This window comes from Betaproteobacteria bacterium (genome assembly GCA_016720065.1).
In the GTDB taxonomy this organism is placed as follows: domain Bacteria; phylum Pseudomonadota; class Gammaproteobacteria; order Burkholderiales; family Rhodocyclaceae; genus SSSZ01.
On sequence record JADJXY010000002.1, the window covers coordinates 233,390 to 251,668 of the forward strand.

The following is an 18,279-nucleotide window of genomic DNA, read 5'->3' on the forward strand; positions in this document are numbered from 1 at the left end:
TGTCAGCGGGGCCTGAGCCAGTGTCCGGACTTGCCGCCCTTCTTTTCCAGCAAGCGGATACCTTCGATACGCATGCCCCGGTCCACGGCCTTGCACATGTCGTAGATGGTGAGGAGGCCGACGGACACCGCGGTCAGTGCTTCCATCTCGACGCCGGTGCCGCCATGGCACTCTGCGGTGACTTCGCAATGGACCGCGCCCTGCTCGCTATCGACGGTAAATTCGGCAGCGACCCGGGTGAGGGCGATGGGGTGGCAGAGGGGGATCAGTTCGCCGGTGCGCTTGCTGGCCATGATGGCTGCGACCCGGGCGATTCCCAGGACATCCCCTTTCTTGGCGCTCCCGCAACGAATCAGGTCCAGGGTGGTCGCTTCCATGAAGATCGAGCCCGCCGCTCTGGCCAGACGGGCTGTGTCGCTCTTGCCGCCGACATCCACCATGTGGGCCTGGCCGGCAGCGTCGAAATGGGTGAGGGGTGAGGGATTCAAGACGGTTTACCTTCGCTTACGGGTTCGCGGACTGAGCGCCGCGCGGGTGGGCTATCATAGCACCCATGCCCCTCGCGAACCGCCTCACCGCCAGCGCCCTGGCCCTGCTGCTGACCCTTTCGCCGGCCCGCGGCGACGATCTGCCCGACCTGGGCGAAGCGTCCGCCGGAGATCTTTCCCCTGCCACGGAAAAGAAGATCGGCCAGAAAATCATGCACGAGTTCCGCTGGCGGGATCCGAGTTATCTCGACGATCCGGACATCGAAACATACCTCAATCAGTTGGGTGGCCGTCTGGTGGCCGTGAGTGACGATCCGGCCATCGGCTTTTACTTTTTTGGTGTAAACGACACTTCGATCAACGCCTTTGCCATGCCCGGGGGGTTCATCGGCGTAAACGCCGGGCTCCTGCTGGCATCCCAGAGTGAATCGGAACTGGCTGGGGTGCTCGCTCACGAAATCTCCCACGTCACCCAACGCCACATCGCCCGCCAGGTCATGCGGGAGAAGCAGTTATCCATGGGAACCATGCTGGCCATGGTGGTGGGCCTGCTGGCGGCTCGCTCCAATTCCCAGGTTGCCGGGGCCGCCATCGCTACCTCCCAGGCGGGAGCCATAGCCGCGCAACTGGGTTACAGCCGCGATTTCGAGCGCGAGGCCGACCGATCGGGCTTCGAGGTGCTGCGCAAGGCCGGGTTCGACGTGCGTGGGATGTCGATTTTCTTCGAGCGCCTCCAGAGGGCGACCCGGGTGTACGAAAACAATGCTCCGGTTTACCTGCGCACCCACCCGGTAACCGGCGAACGCATTTCGGACATGCAAAACCGGGAGCAGGCCGTTCCCTACCGTCAGGTGCCGGATAGTCTCGAATTCCAGCTCGTGCGGGCCAAGTTGCGGGCCAAGCAAGGGACGCCTGCCGAAGCGCGCAAGGACATGCAGGCTCTGGTGGGCGACCGCAAATTCGCATCCGAAGCGGCGGCCCGCTATGGCTTGGCCGTGGCCCTGGGGCGCTCCCGCGACTGGGCCGGTGCGGAAGCGGAAATCCAGGCGGTGCGGAAGCTCAAGGCCGAATCGCCCATGATTGACCACCTGCTGGCCGAGGCTCGCATCGGTCAGGGCGATGCAGCGGGGGGGCTGGCGCTCTACCGCGAGGCCATGGCCCGCTATGCGCTCAATTACGCGCTGATCTACGGCTACGCCGAGGCTCTGGTGGCCTTGAAGCGTTATGCGGAATCCCTGCACTTTGCCGAAACTCAGTTGCAGATTTACCCGGACGATGTGCGTCTGCACAAGTTCCGGGCGGAAAGCTATGCCGGCCTGGGGCGGCGCGCCCAGCAGCATCGGGCTTTGGCCGAGGTCTTTGCCCTGCAGGGGCAGACCCAGGCGGCGGTGGAACAATTGCAGTGGGCCCAAAGGGCCGGCGACGCCAATTTTTACGAGCTTTCGGTCATCGATGCGCGCCTGCGGGAAATGAAGAAGCGGCTCGAGGATGAATTGAAGGAAAAGCGGCGCTGGTAGCGCTAGAATGGGCGCCTTTCCCGAATTCTGGCGCGAACCATGCACTACGACCGCGAACTCGACGTCAAGGGGCTCAATTGCCCCCTCCCCATCCTGCGGACCAAGAAGGCCCTGGCTGAAATGGAAACGGGTCAGGTGCTGCGGGTACTGGCCACGGACCCTGGCGCCATCAAGGATTTCGCCGCCTTCGCCCGCCAGACCGGCAACGAATTGCTGCAGCAAGGTGAAGAGGACCGCGTCTTCGAGTTTTTCCTCAGGCGCAAGTAAAACTCTGTTCGCAGTCATGAAGTGCCCGCGGCGACGTGCGCGTCCCGCTTCTTCCCCCCTACGGGCGCGGGACCCCGTGACGCAGTCCGGGCGAGGGCTTCCATGACGCCGCGCAGCCAGAACATGGGCGTCGGACTCGGGCAGGAGGGGCACAGAGACGGCGCCGGCGGCGCCTCCCCGGGGGCCGGCTGTAACGACCTGGCCTTTCTGGAGGACCGCGGTGCGCTTCCCGGTCAGCCTGCAGCCTGGCTCTTTTCGGACTTGCAGGAGACGGTCGTCTGCCATAACCGGGCCGAAGTCGAGGCCATGCTTGCGCGGACGTCCGGCGCCCACTGGGTGGCTGCCCTGGCCTACGAATTGGGCCATGTCCTGGAGCCGGCGACGGGGCTTGCCACCCGGGCAGAGGGCGGCGTCCTGGCCCGCTTCTGGCGTTTTTCCCGTTGTGAGGAACTGACGCCCGACGCCGCGGGAGCCTGGCTGGACGAGCGTCTGGCCCAACTGCCGTCCGACCGGCGCCATGCTGGCGTGGGAGGCCTGTCCTATGGCACGGACCTCGCCGCCTACCGCCAGCGCCTGGAGCGCATCCAGGATTACATCGTGGCGGGGGACTGCTATCAGGTGAATTTCACCCTGGCTTGCCGATTTGCCTGGTTCGGAGACCCCCTCGCGCTCTACGCGGCGTTGCGGCAGCGGCAGCCGGTGCGCTATGGGGGATTCGTAGCGGTGGGTGGCGAAGCCATCGTCTCGCTCTCGCCCGAACTCTTCGTCGAACGACGCGGCGACAGCGTGGTGACGCGGCCCATGAAGGGCACCGCGCCACGGGAGCGGGGGGCGGAAGCGCTGCGCGCTTCGGAAAAGGACCGGGCCGAGAATCTGATGATCGTCGACCTGCTGCGCAATGACCTGGGGCGCATCGCGGTGCCGGGCAGCGTGCGGGTCGACCGCCTGTTCGAAGTGGAGGCCTATCCCACGGTCTGGCAGATGGTGTCGGAGGTTTCCGCACGGGTGCCCGAGGGCGGCCTGGGCAAGGTGTTGGCAGCGCTCTTCCCCTGCGGATCGGTGACCGGAGCGCCCAAGATACGCGCCATGCAGATCATCGGCGAACTGGAGGAGGGGTCGCGGGGCCTCTATACCGGGGCCCTGGGCTGGATCGATGCCCAGGGCGGCTTTCGCCTCAACGTCGCCATCCGCACCCTGGAACTGGCCGCCGACGGCAGCGGAACCCTGGGGATAGGCAGCGGTGTTGTGGCCGATTCCGACGCAGAAGACGAGTGGCGCGAGTGCCGCCTCAAGGCGGCCTTCCTGACCGAACACGATCCGGGCCTCGTTCTCATCGAAACCCTGCGCTGCGAGGACGGCGTGTGCCTCCGCCTCGAAGGCCACCTGGCCCGCCTGGAATGCTCGGCGACCTGGTTCGGTTTTCCCTTCCCGCGGGAGCGCATCATGGCGGCCCTGGCCGGTTGCTCTACCCGCGGTATCTGGCGCGTGCGCCTTACCCTGGGGCGCGCGGGCTGCCCCGAAGCGACGTTCTCGCCGCTCCTGCCGGAGCCTGCCGGACCCCGTTTCGCCCGTCTGGCGCTGGAGGCCATCGACGGCGACGATCCCCTGCGGCGCCACAAGACCTCAGTCCGGGGCGCCTACGACCGGGCACTCGCGACCCTGGCCGACCAGCCGGAGTGCTTTGACGTGATCTTCCTCAACCGCCGGGGTGAAGTGGCGGAAGGCGCACGCAGCACGGTCTTCGTCCCCCGGGAAGGGCTCCTGCTGACGCCGCCCATCGCCAGCGGCGCCTTGCCCGGGGTCCTGCGGGCAGAACTGCTGGCTTCGGGTCGGGCTCGCGAGGCGGTTCTGGGGCCGGCCGACCTGGCCGCGGGCTGCTTCCTGGGCAACGCCCTGCGGGGTCTGGTACCGGTCAGCCTTGTTCAGGCCCCGTGAAATGTTGGCCCTGCGGCCGGGGTATGATCAGGATCATCCTCGCCCGGCCTGTCTCACGCGTGACGGGCAGGGGCCGTCCTCGCGCTCCTCTTTCTCTCGCAATTTTCATTCATGAAATCGCTTCGTACTCCTCAGTCTCGGGCTGCCCGGGCCTCGATCTTCCTCCTGCTCACTGTTTGCTCCCTGGCCGGGGCAGTCGCTGCGCCCCCAGTGACCACAAGGGATCCTACCGTACGGCCGGTGGCGCCCCGGGGGCCCCTGACGGCGGAGGAAAATTCGACCATCGCCATCTTCAAGAAGGCCAGCCCCTCCGTGGTTTACATCACTACCCTGGACCGGGTGCTCAACCTGTGGACCATGAACGTCAAGGAGGTGCCGCGGGGAACGGGGTCCGGTTTCGTGTGGGACGACCAGGGGCACGTGGTGACCAATTTCCACGTCGTGTCGGGGGCCAAGGGCGCCCTGGTGCGGCTGGCGGACCAGCGCGGATTTGCCGCAGAACTGGTGGGCGCCAGTCCGGACCACGATCTTGCGGTGCTCAAGATCACGGTGCCCGAGCGGCGCCCCGCGCCCTTGCCCCTGGGGGCCAGCGCCGACCTTCAGGTGGGGCAGCGGGTCCTGGCCATCGGCAATCCCTTCGGCTTCGACCATACCCTGACCACTGGCGTGATTTCTGCCCTCAATCGCTCCATCGACGGCGAGGAAGGCAATCCCATCCATCGCCTGATCCAGATCGACGCGGCCATCAATCCGGGCAATTCCGGGGGGCCGTTGCTCGACAGCGCCGGTCGGCTGATCGGGGTCAATACCGCCATCTACAGCCCTTCCGGCGCGAGTGCGGGCATCGGATTTTCGGTGCCCGTGGACACGGTGAATCGGGTGGTTCCGGAATTGATCGCCTTCGGCTATTACCGAAGGCCCACGGCCGGATTCAACGTCATCGACCGGGTGAGCGCCGTGGTGCTGCAACAGATGGGGGTCAAGGGGGTTCTCATCCTGGACGTGGCGCCGGGTTCGCCCGCTGCCCAGGCCGGACTGCGCCCCTCACGTGTGGGGCGGGACGGTACGGTGGACCCGGGGGATGTCCTGCAGTCCCTGGACGGGAGCCCGGTTTACAATTCCTCCGACATCGACCGCATCCTCGGCGGCAAGCGCATCGGCGACCGCATCGTCCTGGGCATCCTGCGCGAAGGCAAGACCCTCCAGCTCAGTCTGACCCTGGCCGAAGGACGGGAGTAGGCGCGCTCAGCCCCTCAGCTTGCGCAGGTACAACCCGACCATCATGAAGATGGCGGCGCCGATGGCGTAGGTGAAGGCCCGGGCGACGTCCACGTCCTGGTAGGCGACCAGAACGGGCGTGTCGTTCTCGATGCGGTAGCGGACGATGGTCTGAAAGTGCCAGGACGAGGCCTTGACCTCGTAGACGCCCTGGTCCGAAGTCCAGCGCAGCCAGTTGAGGGGTTCTTCCAGATCGCCCGCCGGGGCTGTGGGGGCCAGGGCGGTGACTCGGCCCGCAGTGCGTTCCTGGGCCAGATCGCGCCAGGCGACACCGCAAACTTCCTTCTGCTCACCGCAGGCCACCACCAGGCGGAATTCGGGCTTCCACGCCGGATTGCTCTTCTCCCAGGGCCAGGCGGTGATGAACGCGACGGAACACACGCCAACCAGAAAGGAAAAGATCATCAGGGCGGTGAACACCTGGGTGAAGAAGCTGCGCTTGTCCTGCATCGAAATCTCCGGGTTCAGCCCAACTTGGCGAGCTGAGGCTTCAGTTTTTCCAGGGTGGCGGAAAACTCGGCCACCCGCTGTTTGGTCTGATCGACCACTGCCACCGGTGCCCGAGCCACGAAACCCTCGTTGGAGAGCTTCGCGCTGTCGCTGGCGATCTGCTTCTCCAGCTTGTCGATTTCCTTGGTCAGGCGCTCCCGCTCGGCGGCGACGTCGATCTCCACCTTGAGCATGAGACGGGTTTCGCCCACCACGGCCACCGGGGCCACGGCGTCGCTCGGCATGTCGGCGACCATTTGTACCTCGGAGAGCTTACCCAGAGCTTGCAGGATGGGGGCGAACTCCGAAATTTCCTCGCCGCCGCCGGCCACCAGCAAGGGCATGCGCTGGGCCGGAGAGATGCCCATCTCGCCCCGCAGGTTGCGGCAGGCGTAGGTGAGGGCCTTCAGGCGCTCCACCTTGGCTTCGCTGGCGGCGTCGATGCGATTGGGCTCGGCACGGGGGTAGGGGGCGAGCATGATCGAGTCGTGGGTCTTCTTGCCGGCGATGGGAGCCACCGTCTGCCACAGTTCCTCGGTGATGAAGGGCAGCAGGGGGTGGGCGAGGCGCAGGATGGCTTCCAGCACCCGCACCAGGGTGCGGCGGGCGCCCCGGGCGGCGGCCTCGTCGCCATGCTGCATCTCGACCTTGGCGATTTCCAGGTACCAGTCGCAAAACTCGTCCCAGACGAGCTTGTAGATGGCCTGGGCCAGGAGGTCGAAGCGGTAATCGGTGAAGTGCTGCTCGACTTCGGCTTCGACCCGCTGCAACTGGCTGACGATCCAGCGGTCGGCGAAGCTGAATTTCAGCCGCCCGCCGGCAGGGACCGGGCAGGAGCCGTCGGCCTGCTGCTGGTGGTCCAGCGCCAGGTCGTGGCCCTCGACGTTCATCAGCACGAAGCGGGTGGCGTTCCACAGCTTGTTGCAGAAATTGCGGTAGCCGTCGCAGCGGTTGAGGTCGAACTTGATGTCGCGGCCTGGGCTGGCCAGGCTGGCGAAGGTGAAGCGCAGGGCATCGGTGCCGAAGGCGGGGATGCCCTCGGGGAATTCTTTCCTCGTCTTCTTCTCGATCTGTTCGGCCTGCTTGGGGTTCATGAGGCCGAAGGTGCGCTTCTTGACCAGATCCTCGATGCCGATGCCGTCGATGAGGTCGATGGGGTCCAGCACGTTGCCCTTGGATTTCGACATCTTCTGGCCCTCGGCGTCGCGGATGAGGCCATGCACATAGACGTGCTTGAAGGGGATCTTGCCGGTGATGTGCTTGGTCATCATGACCATGCGGGCGACCCAGAAGAAGATGATGTCGAAGCCAGTGACCAGCACCGTCGAGGGCAGGTAGAGGTCCAGTGCCGGGTTAGACTTGGCCGGCCATTCAGACGTCCAGTCCAGGGTCGAGAAGGGCCACAGGGCGCTGGAATACCAGGTGTCGAGGACGTCCGGGTCGCGGGTGAGGCGGGGGCCTTCGGCGAGCAGGGTTTCGAGCTGCTCCAGGCTGGCGTTGGCGAGGAAATCGGGGGATTCCGGGTGGTGCTCGACGAAGCGGGCCCGGGAGAGGTCGCCCTTGAGGTGGGCGATGCGGGCTTCGGCCCGTTCCTTCCAGCGGGCGACGGCTTCCTCCTCGCTGTGGGCGACGACGACGTTGCCCAGGGCGTCATACCAGGCGGGGATCTGATGGCCCCACCAGAGTTGCCGCGAGATGCACCAGTCCTGGATGTTGTTCAGCCACTGATTGTAGGTATTGACCCAGTTTTCCGGGACGAACTTGATGTCGCCGGAAGCGACCACGTCGAGGGCCTTTGCGGTGATCGACATGCCATCGGCCCCGGGCTTGGACATGGCGACGAACCACTGATCGGTGAGCATGGGCTCGATGACCACGCCGGTGCGGTCACCGCGGGGTACCTTGAGCTTGTGCTTGTCGGTCTTTTCCAGGACGCCGTGGGCTTCCAGATCGGCGACGACGGCCTTCCGCGCGTCGAAGCGGTCCAGGCCCCGGTATTTCTCCGGGGCATTGTCGTTGACCGTGCCGTCCAGGGCGAGGATGGAAATCATCGGCAGGCCATGGCGCTGGCCCACGGCGTAGTCGTTGAAGTCGTGGGCGGGCGTGACCTTGACGCAGCCGGTGCCGAATTCGAGGTCGACGTAGCTGTCGGCAATGACGGGAATCTCGCGGTCGGTGAGCGGCAGCTTGACCCTCTTGCCGATCATCGCCTTGTAGCGCTCATCTTCCGGATGCACCATGACGGCGGTGTCGCCGAGCATGGTTTCCGGCCGGGTGGTGGCCACCACCAGCGATCCCGAGCCGTCGGCCAGGGGGTAGCGGATGTGCCACATGAAGCCGTCTTCTTCTTCCTGCACCACTTCCAGATCGGACACGGCGGTGTGCAGCTTGGGATCCCAGTTCACCAGGCGCTTGCCGCGGTAGATCAGGCCTTCTTCGTAGAGACGGACAAAGGTTTCGGTGACCACCTTGTTGAGGCCGGCGTCCATGGTGAAGCGCTCCCGGGTCCAGTCGGGGCTGGTGCCCATGCGACGCATCTGGCGGGTGATGGTGCCACCGGAGTATTCCTTCCATTCCCAGACCTTTCCCAGGAACTTCTCACGGCCGAGGTCGTGGCGGGAAATGCCCTGGGCGTCCAGTTGGCGCTCGACGACGATCTGGGTAGCGATGCCCGCGTGGTCGGTACCCGGCTGCCACAGGGTATTGTGGCCCCGCATGCGGTAGTAGCGGGTGAGGGCATCCATGAGGGTCTGGTTGAAACCGTGACCCATGTGCAGGGTGCCGGTGACGTTGGGCGGCGGCAGCAGGATGCAGAAGGCATCGCTGGCGGGCTTCGCCTGGTCGAGGCCGGCGGCGAAATAACCCTTGGATTCCCAGTCGGGATACCAGCGGCGCTCGATGTCCGCGGGTTCGAAAGCTTTGGCGAGTTCCATGGCCTTGGGAGAAAAAGGAAAACCTTGAATTATACCGGCAAGGGCCGTAGCGCCGGCAGGCTGGGACCCGCCTGCCCCGCGGATATCCGCGAGACTCCCGGCATCCACGCCAGCCTATGGACCTGGCTTGCTGCCGCGTTTGGCGAAGTAGGCCGCGACGGCGGTCTCGTGCTCCGGGGACACATGCATGAGCGCCTGGCCAGCGGCGGAGAGTTCCAGAACGCTTTCCAGGCGTGCGCTCTGCGCCTCGCGCAGGAGACGCTTGCTGAGGCGCAGGGCGCCGCCCGGGTTGCGGGCGATGCGCTCGGCCAGGGCGTGCGCTTCCGGCAGCAAACGCTCCGGCGGAACCACGCGGGAGACAAGGCCGATACGCTCGGCCTCCGCGGCGCCGATGGGCTCGCCGGTGAAACTCAATTCGGCGGCCCGGCTGTAGCCGACGACCCGCTGCAACAGCCACGCCCCGCCGTCGCCGGAGATGAGGCCGAGGGTGACGAAGCTCTCGGCAAAGAGAGCGGTATCGGAGGCGATGCGTATGTCGCAGGCGCAGGCCAGGTCGCAGCCGGCGCCAATGGCGGGTCCATTGACCGCGGCGATGGTGGGAAGGTCGAGGCGGTGCAGGGCGAGGGGAACGCGCTGAATGCCGCGGCGATAGTTTTCGCGGATATCCGCGGGGCTCCCCGCGGCGAGGCCCTCGCGGTCGCGAAAATCCTTGATGTTTCCACCAGCGCAGAAGGTTTCGCCTGCGCCGGTCAGAATGAGCACCTTGACGTGCGGATCAGCCTGGAGGGCGTCGCAGGCCGTGACGACGGCGTCGAACTGCTGCGGATCCGACAGGGCATTGCGCGTTGGGGGATCGTTCAGGGTCAGGACGGCAATGGGGCCGTCCCGTTCAAGGAGCACGCGGGGGCTCATGGGAAGAGGGCGTCAGTCGTGGCGCTGGCGCGCCGCAAACTCAGCCAGCACGTCCCGGGCGGTGTCTTCGACGCCGCGGCGCAGGTCTGCCGTGATCGCAGGCATCGCTGCTGCCAGAGCGGCTTCGACCAGATTCGGCAACTCAGCTTCCAGGCGCCGCTGCACGAGCGTGCTCAACTGCTCCGCCAGCGCAGCGGGCGCCGGGCCGGCCGGTGTTAGGGGGGTAGGCGCCGCGGCGGGTGGTGTCGCAACGGTCGTCGCGGGCAATTCGGCGTCGAGCACTGGAAGTTCGTCGTCGCCCACCACGTCGGTGAGGACGGGAATGTCCTCCGCCTCGCTGGGCGAGACAGGCCGGCGCCGATTCATCAGGGCATCGGCCCGGGCAAAGACCTTGCTGGGAGGCGCGATGCCTTCGAGCTCGTCCATCAGGAGGCGCTCAGATCGAAGTACTGGATGGCATAACCCCGCTCCTTGTAGAAGCGGACCCGCTCCCGGGCGGCGTTACGATCCTCGTCCTCCTGGCCGACCACTTCGATGAGACTGGCAAAACGGGAGAAATTGGGCGGTACTTCCGGCCCGAGGTTCAGGAGGCGCTCGTCCTGCGGCGGTGCGTCAAGGGCGGTGGTGATGAGGATGGGCGTTTCCGCCGCTAGGGGAGAGTCTGCGCGGCAGTGGGGAATGAAGCTCAGCGCCGTCTGGCTCCACAGGAGGCGATCGACTTCATCGGCTTGCCCGGGTTGGGGCGCGAAGACGAGGACCGGCTTGCGCTGGCCCCAGGCCTTGCCGATCAGGGAACAGGCGGCCGCCAGCTTGTCCCGGGCGCCGTGATAGAAGAAAACCTGGGTCACGGCCCGGGGGTCAATCCAGCTTGCCCACCCGGGCGAGCAGGTAGTGAGCGAGGAGCGGAACGGGGCGGCCGGTGGCGCCCTTGTCGTTACCCGCACGGTAGGCGGTGCCGGCAACGTCCAGGTGTGCCCAATCGTACTTCTTGGTGAAGCGGGCCAGGAAGCAGGCTGCGGTGATCGAACCGCCCCAGCGGCCGCCGATGTTGGCCATGTCGGCGAAGGGGCTCTTGAGGAGTTCCTGGTAATCGTCCCACAGGGGCAGGTGCCAGGCCCGGTCGTGGGCGGCGTCGCCGGCGTCGAGGAGATCCCGGGCCAGACTGTCGCGGCTGGAGAACAGGCCGCTGGCCACGTGGCCCAGGGCGACCACGCAGGCCCCGGTGAGGGTCGCCACGTCGATGACCGTGTCGGGCTCGAAGCGTTCGCTGTAGGTCAGGGCGTCGCAGAGAATGAGGCGGCCTTCGGCGTCGGTATTGAGGATTTCGATGGTCTGGCCAGACATGGAGGTGACGATGTCCCCCGGTCGGGTGGCACCGCCGCCGGGCATGTTCTCCACCGCCGGGACGACAACGGTGAGATTGAGGGGCAGTTTCATGCGGGCCGCAGCCAGGATGGTGCCGAGGACCGAGGCGGCACCACACATGTCGAATTTCATTTCGTCCATGTCGGCCGAGGGCTTGAGGGAAATGCCGCCGGTATCGAAGGTGACCCCCTTGCCGACCAACACGACCGGCTTGTCCCCCGCCTTGCCACCCTTGTAACCGAGGACGATGAGGCGCGGCGGTTGGTGGGATCCGCGGGAGACTGCCAGGAGGGAGTGCATTCCCAGGGCTTCCATGGCGGCACCGTCGAGGACCTCGCAACTGAGGCCTTCGTCCTTGGCGACCTGGGTGGCCTGTTCCGCCAGCCAGGTGGGATGGCACACATTGGGGGGAGTGTTGCCCAAGCTGCGGGCAAAAGCGACCCCGGCGGCGATGGCTTCGCCCTGGGCCAGGGCTTCTTCGGCGGCGGCGAGTTCATTGCGGCGCTCGACGGCCAGGGTCAGCTTGCGCAAGGGGCGGCGGACCTCGTCCTTCTTGCTCTTGTATTGGTCGAAGCGGTAGGTGGCCTCCAGGGCGGCAAGTACCGACTGGCGCACCTTCCAGGCGGTCCCCCGCTTCTTGAGTGCTGTTTCGGTCAGGAAGAAGGACGCGTCGAAGGCGCCGGTCTCATTCAGGGTCTTGACCGCGGTGCGTACCGAAGCGATGAACTCCCGTTCGCGGAAATCCTTCTCGCGGCCCAGGCCGACGAGCAGAATGCGGTCGCACAGTGTGCCGGGCACGTTGTGAAGCAGCAGGGTCGAGCCCGCCTTGCCTTCCATGTCGCCGCGGCGCAGCAGGTCGGAAAGATAACCCTCTGAGGCCTTGTCCAGAAGTTCTGCCGGCAAGGTCAGCTTGCGCGGTTCGAAGACACCGACGACGACGCAGGCGCTGCGCTGTTTTTCCGGGCTTCCGCTTTTTATGCTAAATTCCACTTGCCGCTCCTGATGACGCAAATTCATGTAATCAGGGGATTATCCCCGCATTTTTTCAGTTTCGTCAAAGCATGATATTCGAGCGCGCCGCCCGGCGCGAATTCGCTCAGGCGGCGGCTGGGATCAGCGTCGCGCTGCTCGCCATCCTCACCTCGACCCAGCTCATCCGGCTGCTCAACGACGCGGCCGGCGGAAGGATCGCTCCCGAGGGCGTGCTGGTCCTGCTGGGCTTTGCCGCGCTCAATTTTCTTCCGGTTCTGCTGTCTCTGACGCTGTTCGTTTCGATTTTGCTCAGTATGTCCCGGGTTTACCGGGATTCGGAAATGGCGGTCTGGCAGTCGGCGGGTCTCCCGCTGACGGCCTGGTTGCGGCCGGTTCTCAAGTTTTCCCTGCCTCAGATACTTGCCATTGCGCTGCTCTCCGCTTTTCTTTCCCCCTGGGCCCATCTGAAGAGTGCAGATTACCGGGCGCGACTCGCTGCCCGCAATGATGCGAGCCAGATCATTCCCGGGGCCTTCCGCGAAGTGCGGGATGGTCAGCGGGTGATATTTGTCGAGAATTTCAGTGAGGACGTCAGTCGGGTGCGTAGCGTTTTCGTGTCGTCCTACCAGAATGGAAAGCTCGGTGTCGTGATGGCCGCTTCTGGCCACCAGGAGGTCATGGACAATGGCGATCGCTTCATGATTCTGGAAAACGGCCGCCGTTACGAGGTGGAACCCGGAACGCCCGAATTCAAAGTCATGGAATTCGAACGCTATGGCGTGCGCACCGAGGATGCCGAGGCCAAGCCCTCGAACATCCTTCCCAGTCGACGGCCCTTCCCGGAAATTCTCGCCGACCCCGACAATTCGGCCCGTGGGGAAGTCGTGTGGCGTTTGGGAGTGCCGGCGTCGGCCCTGGTGCTCGCCTTGATGGCCATTCCCCTCTCTTACGTGAATCCACGAGCGGGGCGTTCCGCCAATGTCCTCGTCGCCATCCTGATCTACGCTATCTACAGCAATCTTCTCTCCATGAGCCAGTCCTGGGTCTCCCACGGCAAGGTCTCTTTCTGGGTTGGGCTGTGGCTGGCCCATGCAGCGATGCTCGTGCCGGTGGCACTCATGTTCTTCCGCCGCATACACTTGCGCATGCCCTGGCATCGGGGGCGGACCTGACGCATGGTGCGTGCGTGTATCTCATGACGAAAGCCTCTGCGGTGTTCCGTTCATTCAGGCCGGGCGACTATTACGTACTCCCCGCGCGGACAGGCCGCGGCAACGCTGCGCGTCACTTGTTCTGAGCCATGGCGCCCAAACTTTTTCAGCGTTACCTCATGCGGGAAGCCTTCGCGGCGATTTTGCTGGTGCTGGCGGCGTTCATCGCCCTCTTCAGCTTCTTCGATCTCATCAATGAATTGCGCAGCGTCGGCAAGGGGGGCTACCAGTACGGCCACGCAATCATCTTCGTCACCCTGAGCGTTCCAGCCCGCCTTTACGAGCTGATTCCCATCGCTGTGCTGATCGGGACGCTCTATTGCCTCTCGACCTTGGCGCGGCACTCGGAAATCACCGTCCTGAGGGCATCCGGCATGTCAACTCGGGATTTGCTGCTGACGCTGTTTCGAGTAGCCGGTGTCCTGGCCCTCGTGACCCTGTTGATCGGCGAGGCGGTCATGCCATTCTCCGAGCGCGCCGCCCAGGAGCTGAAGACTCGGGCGATCAAAAACGTGATCGCCCATCAGGGGTTCGACACCGGCCTTTGGGTGAAGGATGGCCGAAGTTTCATCAACATCCGCACGGCGACGGCAGATTCGCGCTTGCAGGGCGTGCGCATCTACAGATTCGACGAATCTGCTGCCCTGGAATCGGTAACCGAAGCCAGGGAAGGGGAGTTCCGAATCCCTGACCGCTGGGTGCTCACCGACGTGGTATCGACTCGCATCGAGGGGGAGCGGGCGAGCGTCGAGCGCCGCGACAGCCTGGAATGGCATTCCGCCGTGACGCCAGATCTTCTATCGGTACTGATGGTGGCACCGGAACGCATGTCCCTCTACGGCCTGTATCACTACTTTCGGCATTTGTCGGACAACCGGCAAAAGACCGAACGCTACGAGATCGCCCTGTGGAAGAAACTGATTTATCCCCTGGCGGCCCTAGTCATGGTGGCTTTGGCACTGCCCTTCGGCTACTCCCACGACCGCATTGGTGGGGTGAGCATCAAGATATTCGCCGGGGTGATGATCGGTATTCTTTTCCATATGCTGAACGGACTTTTCTCCAGCCTCGGGGTGATCAACGCATGGCCGCCCTTCGCTAGTGCCGCCATGCCCTCGGCTTTGTTCCTACTGGCTGCCGTCGGCATGATCTGGTGGGTCGAGCGCCGCTGAATTTCGGAGCTGCGGACCCGCTATGCCTGGCAGTAGGCGGGGCTGCCCCGCCGGGATCAGTCCGGAGACTCGAATACGATGCGAGTTCCGGCGATACGGTCGTGAAGAAAACGTCGGTCCCGATCGAATAGGGCGCAGAGGAACCCCGCACCAAGGAGCACCACGCTCAACCAAGCGGCAAGATAACGCAGCACCGCCTGAAGGGGCCGCAAAGCCCGACCGTCAGCATCGACGATGCGCAGCTTCCAAGTCTTCATGGCCAATGTCTGACCACCGTTGAGCCAGAACCAGACGAAATAGAGTAGCAGCATCATCACGAGATGGACCCACAGGAGGCGTCCCGGGGTGCCCTGCAGGAAAGCGGCGAGAATGATCTGCGGGATGAGAAAGCCGACCAGGAGAATGCCAAAAACGACCAGCCCCTCGTACAGGAGACTGGAAAAAAGGCGGGCCAGACCTGGGCGCCTGACGGGCATCAGGGGGCGGCCTGGGCGGTAGGGGTGGCCGCAGGCCTGGACGCTGCTGCCTCTGGCGTGGGTTTTGGGTCGGATGCTGGCTTGGGTAGCCGGCCATCTCTACGTGCCTGCGCCTTTTCTTCCTCGGACAGGCTATTGTAGGTTTCCCACTTTTGTTTGACCGCTTGACGGCGCTCGGCGGGAAGCTGGTTGAATTCCTTGTAGTTGTCCCGCACCTTCTCGCGCTGCTCAGGCGTGAGCAAAGCCCATTCGCGCATGCGGTCGTGCAGGCGTCGCTGTTCGTCGGGCTTGAGGCCTGGAAAGCGCTCGGCGATGAGCAGCCACTTTTTGCGCCTGATATGGTCTAGGCGGTCCCATTCGGCGCCCAGGGGCGCGAGCACTGCCCGCTGGCCCGGCGACAACTTGGACCAGGGTGGCTGGGACGGAGTGCCGATGACCGCGGTGGTGGGCGGCTCCGCCCAGGCTGGTGCCGCGACGAGGAAGGCGATGAACGCTATTCGTCCGGCGAGTCTCTTAGCCATTCGAAGAGGTCGTGGTCCAGGAAGGCTTCCGGGGGAAGGTCATCGGAGAGCAGGGCGCTGTCCACATCGCCTACTTCATTGACATAGTGCTCGCTATGCCAGTAGAAGGCGATCCACATCCCAGCCAGCAAGGCCAGCGCCGAAAGAAGGTTGCGCAGATAGGGGTGCCCGCTACCGACTGCTGCGCTGCGTGATCCTGCCGACGAAGCCATTTGCAGTTCAGTCTGGGAGAGTTTCTGGCGTGACAGGGCCATATGCCTCGCCGCCTCCAGGCGCCGGCTGGCAGCTGGAGGTACGTCCTGCAATCCCCGATTCAGTGCCTGGCGAACGCGGCCGGCGATTTGATGTTCTCTCATAGTTTTATCCCTCTTGCCGAGAGCGCGGCGGCCAGAGTGTGGGTGGCGCGGGAACAATGCGTCTTGACGCTGCCTTCCGAGCAACCCATGACCGCAGCCGTCTCGGCTACATCCATGTCCTCCCAGTAACGCATGAGGAAGGCTTCCCGTTGACGCGTCGGCAATTTTGCCACTTCCTCCTCGATGGCGGCTACCGTCCTGGATTGTAAGAGTTGGGCTTCCGGGGTGACGGAGAGACCGGAAGCGTCCTCGACCTGCATCGATTCCAGGGGGTCGTAGTCCTCGTCGTCGTCCGGACTGAAAGCCGAAAGCATCGATGTCCACAGCGATCTGACCTTGCTGCGGCGGAAATGATCGCGAACCGTGTTCTGGAGGATGCGCTGAAAGAGCAAGGGCAGTTCCGCGGCGGGTCGATCACCGTATTTTTCGGCAAGCTTGAGCATGCTGTCCTGAACGATGTCGAGGGCAGCCTCTTCCTCGCGGACGGCGAACATGGCCTGTTTGAATGCGCGGCGCTCAACGGATTCGAGAAAATGCGAAAGTTCGTTGGGTGAGGCCAGGTGGTCTCTCCTCGGCGGAAAGCCTTGAAAACCTTATGGTTATTGTACGGATGCCTTGACCTGTCTTGCCTGGTCGATTATGGTTATACGTTTTTCGGGCAACAGCTTTGGTAGGCGAAAAATGATGATCAGCGGTGCGGAAATTGTAATCAGGTGCCTCCAGGAAGAAAAGGTCGACACGGTCTTTGGTTATCCGGGCGGCTCCGTACTCCATATTTACGACGCCCTGTTCAAGCAGGATCAGGTCAAGCATATCCTGGTCCGCCACGAACAGGCGGCTGTCCACGCCGCCGACGCCTATTCCCGTTCTTCTCAAAGGGTAGGAGTTGCGCTGGTCACTTCGGGTCCCGGTGTCACCAATACCGTGACCGGCATTGCCACCGCCTACATGGATTCAGTGCCCATGGTGGTCATCACCGGGCAGGTACCCACCGCCTATATCGGTCAGGACGCTTTCCAGGAGTGTGATACCGTTGGCATTACGCGTCCCTGTGTCAAGCACAACTTTCTGGTCAAGGACGTCAAGGATCTCGCCGTCACCATCAAGAAGGCGTTTCACATCGCGGCGACCGGCCGGCCCGGACCGGTGGTGGTCGACATCCCCAAGGACGTCACCGCCCAGATGTGCGAATTCGAGTATCCCAAGACCATTCAGATGCGTTCCTACAACCCCGTGGTCAAGGGGCATCTGGGGCAGATCAAGAAGGCGGTCCAGCTCCTGGCAGAGGCCAAGCGGCCCATCATCTACACCGGCGGCGGTGTCATTCTTTCCGACGCGGCGGAGAAGCTTACCGAACTGGCGCGCCGTCTCAACTTCCCGGTGACTAATACCCTCATGGGGTTGGGGGGGTATCCGGCCACTGACAAGCAATTTGTCGGCATGCTGGGCATGCACGGCACCTTCGAGGCCAACATGGCCATGCATTACGCGGACGTGATCCTGGCTGTCGGTGCCCGCTTCGACGACCGTGTCATCGGGAATCCGGGTCATTTTGGCGAGGAACCGCGGCGCATCGTTCACATCGATATCGATCCCTCGTCCATCTCCAAGCGGGTGCGGGTCGATGTGCCCATTGTCGGAAACGTGCCCGATGTGATCGACGAAATCCTGAAGCTCATGGACGGCGGCTTCACGGCCGATCCCGGCGTGGCCGACTGGTGGAAGCAGATCGGCGAGTGGCGCGGCCGCGACTGCCTGCGCTACAAGCAGGACAAGCTCATCATGCCCCACTACGTGGTGGAGAAGCTCTACGAGGTTACCGGAGGGGACGCCTTCGTCACCTCCGACGTGGGGCAGCACCAGATGTTCGCCGCCCAGTACTACAAGTTCGACAAGCCCCGTCGCTGGATCAACTCGGGGGGGCTGGGCACCATGGGCGTCGGTCTGCCCTACGCCATGGGTGTCCTGTTTGCCAATCCCGGGGCCCAGGTGGCCTGTGTCACAGGCGAAGCGTCGATCCAGATGTGCATTCAGGAACTCTCGACCTGCAAGCAATTCGAGCTGCCGATCAAGATCATCAATCTGAACAATGGTTACCTGGGCATGGTGCGCCAGTGGCAGGAAATGTTCTACTCCAGCCGCTATTCCCACTCCTACGTCACTTCCTTGCCCGACTTCGTCAAGCTGGCCGAGTCCTACGGCCATGTGGGCATGAAGATCGAGCGCCCGGAGGACGTCGAACCGGCTCTCAGGAAGGCCTTTACCGAGCACAAGAATGACCTCGTGTTCATGGACTTCATCGTCGATCCGACCGCCAACGTCTTCCCCATGGTGGCGGCCGGCAAGGGCCTGACCGAAATGATTCTGGCCGAAGACCTGTGAGCGCG

18 protein-coding genes are annotated in these 18,279 nt (G+C 64.2%); 7 read left to right on the forward strand and 11 right to left on the reverse strand.

Going from position 1 to position 18,279, the window contains the following annotated elements; all coding sequences use genetic code 11:
* Positions 1–2: 2 nt before the first annotated feature.
* Positions 3–488 (reverse strand): cyclic pyranopterin monophosphate synthase MoaC, encoded by a 486-nt coding sequence (moaC, locus tag IPM73_04230; GenBank protein ID MBK8917271.1) that lies wholly within the window; start codon positions 486–488, stop codon positions 3–5.
* 65 nt (positions 489–553) lie between these two features.
* Here moaC and IPM73_04235 point away from each other — a divergent pair, with 65 nt between their 5' ends.
* The 4 genes from IPM73_04235 (at position 554) to IPM73_04250 (ending at position 5,446) form a co-directional block, all read left to right on the forward strand.
* A complete protein-coding gene (locus IPM73_04235) occupies positions 554–2,005 on the forward strand; it encodes a M48 family metallopeptidase (GenBank protein MBK8917272.1) in 1,452 nt (483 codons plus the stop codon).
* 39 nt (positions 2,006–2,044) lie between these two features.
* On the forward strand, positions 2,045–2,272 hold the full coding sequence (locus tag IPM73_04240) for a sulfurtransferase TusA family protein (protein ID MBK8917273.1): 228 nt from the start codon (positions 2,045–2,047) through the stop codon (positions 2,270–2,272).
* A gap of 102 nt (positions 2,273–2,374) precedes the next feature.
* Positions 2,375–4,207 carry an aminodeoxychorismate synthase component I gene (gene pabB, locus IPM73_04245; GenBank protein MBK8917274.1) on the forward strand — a complete coding sequence of 611 codons (1,833 nt, stop codon included), beginning with the start codon at positions 2,375–2,377 and terminating at the stop codon, positions 4,205–4,207.
* Positions 4,208–4,318: 111 nt separating this feature from the next.
* Entirely contained in the window at positions 4,319–5,446 is a 1,128-nt protein-coding gene (locus IPM73_04250) for a trypsin-like peptidase domain-containing protein (GenBank protein MBK8917275.1), read from the forward strand.
* Between the two features lie 6 nt (positions 5,447–5,452).
* Here the strand turns inward: IPM73_04250 and IPM73_04255 are convergent, their stop codons facing one another.
* The 6 genes from IPM73_04255 to IPM73_04280 all read right to left on the reverse strand — a co-directional run bounded on the left by IPM73_04255 (position 5,453) and on the right by IPM73_04280 (position 12,174).
* On the reverse strand, positions 5,453–5,935 hold the full coding sequence (locus IPM73_04255; GenBank protein ID MBK8917276.1) for a hypothetical protein: 483 nt from the start codon (positions 5,933–5,935) through the stop codon (positions 5,453–5,455).
* A 14-nt stretch (positions 5,936–5,949) separates the two neighbouring features.
* The gene (locus tag IPM73_04260) at positions 5,950–8,907 is read right to left on the reverse strand and encodes a valine--tRNA ligase (protein ID MBK8917277.1); all 2,958 of its coding nucleotides are present in this window, start codon (positions 8,905–8,907) and stop codon (positions 5,950–5,952) included.
* 114 nt (positions 8,908–9,021) lie between these two features.
* Positions 9,022–9,819, reverse strand: coding sequence for a crotonase/enoyl-CoA hydratase family protein (locus IPM73_04265; protein ID MBK8917278.1), 798 nt, complete (start codon positions 9,817–9,819; stop codon positions 9,022–9,024).
* 12 nt (positions 9,820–9,831) lie between these two features.
* Positions 9,832–10,245, reverse strand: coding sequence for a hypothetical protein (locus tag IPM73_04270; protein ID MBK8917279.1), 414 nt, complete (start codon positions 10,243–10,245; stop codon positions 9,832–9,834).
* Positions 10,245–10,667: a DNA polymerase III subunit chi gene (locus IPM73_04275; protein MBK8917280.1), complete on the reverse strand. Its 423-nt coding sequence runs from the start codon at positions 10,665–10,667 to the stop codon at positions 10,245–10,247. Before IPM73_04275 ends, IPM73_04270 begins: the two co-directional genes overlap by 1 nt.
* Before the next feature lie 10 nt (positions 10,668–10,677).
* Positions 10,678–12,174, reverse strand: coding sequence for a leucyl aminopeptidase (locus tag IPM73_04280; protein ID MBK8917281.1), 1,497 nt, complete (start codon positions 12,172–12,174; stop codon positions 10,678–10,680).
* A gap of 71 nt (positions 12,175–12,245) precedes the next feature.
* Between IPM73_04280 and lptF the strand changes: the two genes are divergently transcribed.
* Both lptF and lptG read left to right on the forward strand, forming a co-directional pair.
* Positions 12,246–13,328 carry an LPS export ABC transporter permease LptF gene (lptF, locus tag IPM73_04285; protein MBK8917282.1) on the forward strand — a complete coding sequence of 361 codons (1,083 nt, stop codon included), beginning with the start codon at positions 12,246–12,248 and terminating at the stop codon, positions 13,326–13,328.
* Positions 13,329–13,456: 128 nt separating this feature from the next.
* Positions 13,457–14,539, forward strand: a complete 1,083-nt coding sequence (gene lptG, locus IPM73_04290) for an LPS export ABC transporter permease LptG (protein ID MBK8917283.1) — start codon at positions 13,457–13,459, stop codon at positions 14,537–14,539.
* Positions 14,540–14,595: 56 nt separating this feature from the next.
* Here lptG and IPM73_04295 read toward each other — a convergent pair whose 3' ends face one another.
* From IPM73_04295 to IPM73_04310, 4 genes are read right to left on the reverse strand one after another with little or no spacing between them, the layout of a single operon-like run.
* Positions 14,596–15,015: an RDD family protein gene (locus IPM73_04295; protein MBK8917284.1), complete on the reverse strand. Its 420-nt coding sequence runs from the start codon at positions 15,013–15,015 to the stop codon at positions 14,596–14,598.
* Positions 15,015–15,536: a DUF3106 domain-containing protein gene (locus IPM73_04300; GenBank protein MBK8917285.1), complete on the reverse strand. Its 522-nt coding sequence runs from the start codon at positions 15,534–15,536 to the stop codon at positions 15,015–15,017. Before IPM73_04300 ends, IPM73_04295 begins: the two co-directional genes overlap by 1 nt.
* A complete protein-coding gene (locus IPM73_04305) occupies positions 15,509–15,892 on the reverse strand; it encodes a DUF3619 family protein (protein ID MBK8917286.1) in 384 nt (127 codons plus the stop codon). Before IPM73_04305 ends, IPM73_04300 begins: the two co-directional genes overlap by 28 nt.
* Entirely contained in the window at positions 15,889–16,452 is a 564-nt protein-coding gene (locus IPM73_04310; protein ID MBK8917287.1) for an RNA polymerase sigma factor, read from the reverse strand. Before IPM73_04310 ends, IPM73_04305 begins: the two co-directional genes overlap by 4 nt.
* A gap of 121 nt (positions 16,453–16,573) precedes the next feature.
* On the opposite strand from IPM73_04310, the gene ilvB reads away from it, so the two are divergent.
* On the forward strand, positions 16,574–18,274 hold the full coding sequence (gene ilvB / locus IPM73_04315) for a biosynthetic-type acetolactate synthase large subunit (protein ID MBK8917288.1): 1,701 nt from the start codon (positions 16,574–16,576) through the stop codon (positions 18,272–18,274).
* The last annotated feature ends 5 nt before the right edge of the window (positions 18,275–18,279 follow it).

Bases quoted from the DNA above. Each gene is read 5' to 3' on its own strand.
- IPM73_04250 (MBK8917275.1), top strand. From the start codon at position 4,319: ATGAAATCGCTTCGTACTCCTCAGTCTCGGGCTGCCCGGGCCTCGATC.
- IPM73_04270 (MBK8917279.1), bottom strand. From the start codon at position 10,245: ATGGACGAGCTCGAAGGCATCGCGCCTCCCAGCAAGGTCTTTGCCCGG.
- IPM73_04305 (MBK8917286.1), bottom strand. From the start codon at position 15,892: ATGAGAGAACATCAAATCGCCGGCCGCGTTCGCCAGGCACTGAATCGG.
- IPM73_04265 (MBK8917278.1), bottom strand. From the start codon at position 9,819: ATGAGCCCCCGCGTGCTCCTTGAACGGGACGGCCCCATTGCCGTCCTG.
- pabB (MBK8917274.1), top strand. From the start codon at position 2,375: ATGACGCCGCGCAGCCAGAACATGGGCGTCGGACTCGGGCAGGAGGGG.
- IPM73_04300 (MBK8917285.1), bottom strand. From the start codon at position 15,536: ATGGCTAAGAGACTCGCCGGACGAATAGCGTTCATCGCCTTCCTCGTC.
- lptF (MBK8917282.1), top strand. From the start codon at position 12,246: ATGATATTCGAGCGCGCCGCCCGGCGCGAATTCGCTCAGGCGGCGGCT.
- ilvB (MBK8917288.1), top strand. From the start codon at position 16,574: ATGATGATCAGCGGTGCGGAAATTGTAATCAGGTGCCTCCAGGAAGAA.
- IPM73_04235 (MBK8917272.1), top strand. From the start codon at position 554: ATGCCCCTCGCGAACCGCCTCACCGCCAGCGCCCTGGCCCTGCTGCTG.
- IPM73_04260 (MBK8917277.1), bottom strand. From the start codon at position 8,907: ATGGAACTCGCCAAAGCTTTCGAACCCGCGGACATCGAGCGCCGCTGG.
- IPM73_04295 (MBK8917284.1), bottom strand. From the start codon at position 15,015: ATGCCCGTCAGGCGCCCAGGTCTGGCCCGCCTTTTTTCCAGTCTCCTG.
- IPM73_04255 (MBK8917276.1), bottom strand. From the start codon at position 5,935: ATGCAGGACAAGCGCAGCTTCTTCACCCAGGTGTTCACCGCCCTGATG.
- lptG (MBK8917283.1), top strand. From the start codon at position 13,457: ATGGCGCCCAAACTTTTTCAGCGTTACCTCATGCGGGAAGCCTTCGCG.
- IPM73_04240 (MBK8917273.1), top strand. From the start codon at position 2,045: ATGCACTACGACCGCGAACTCGACGTCAAGGGGCTCAATTGCCCCCTC.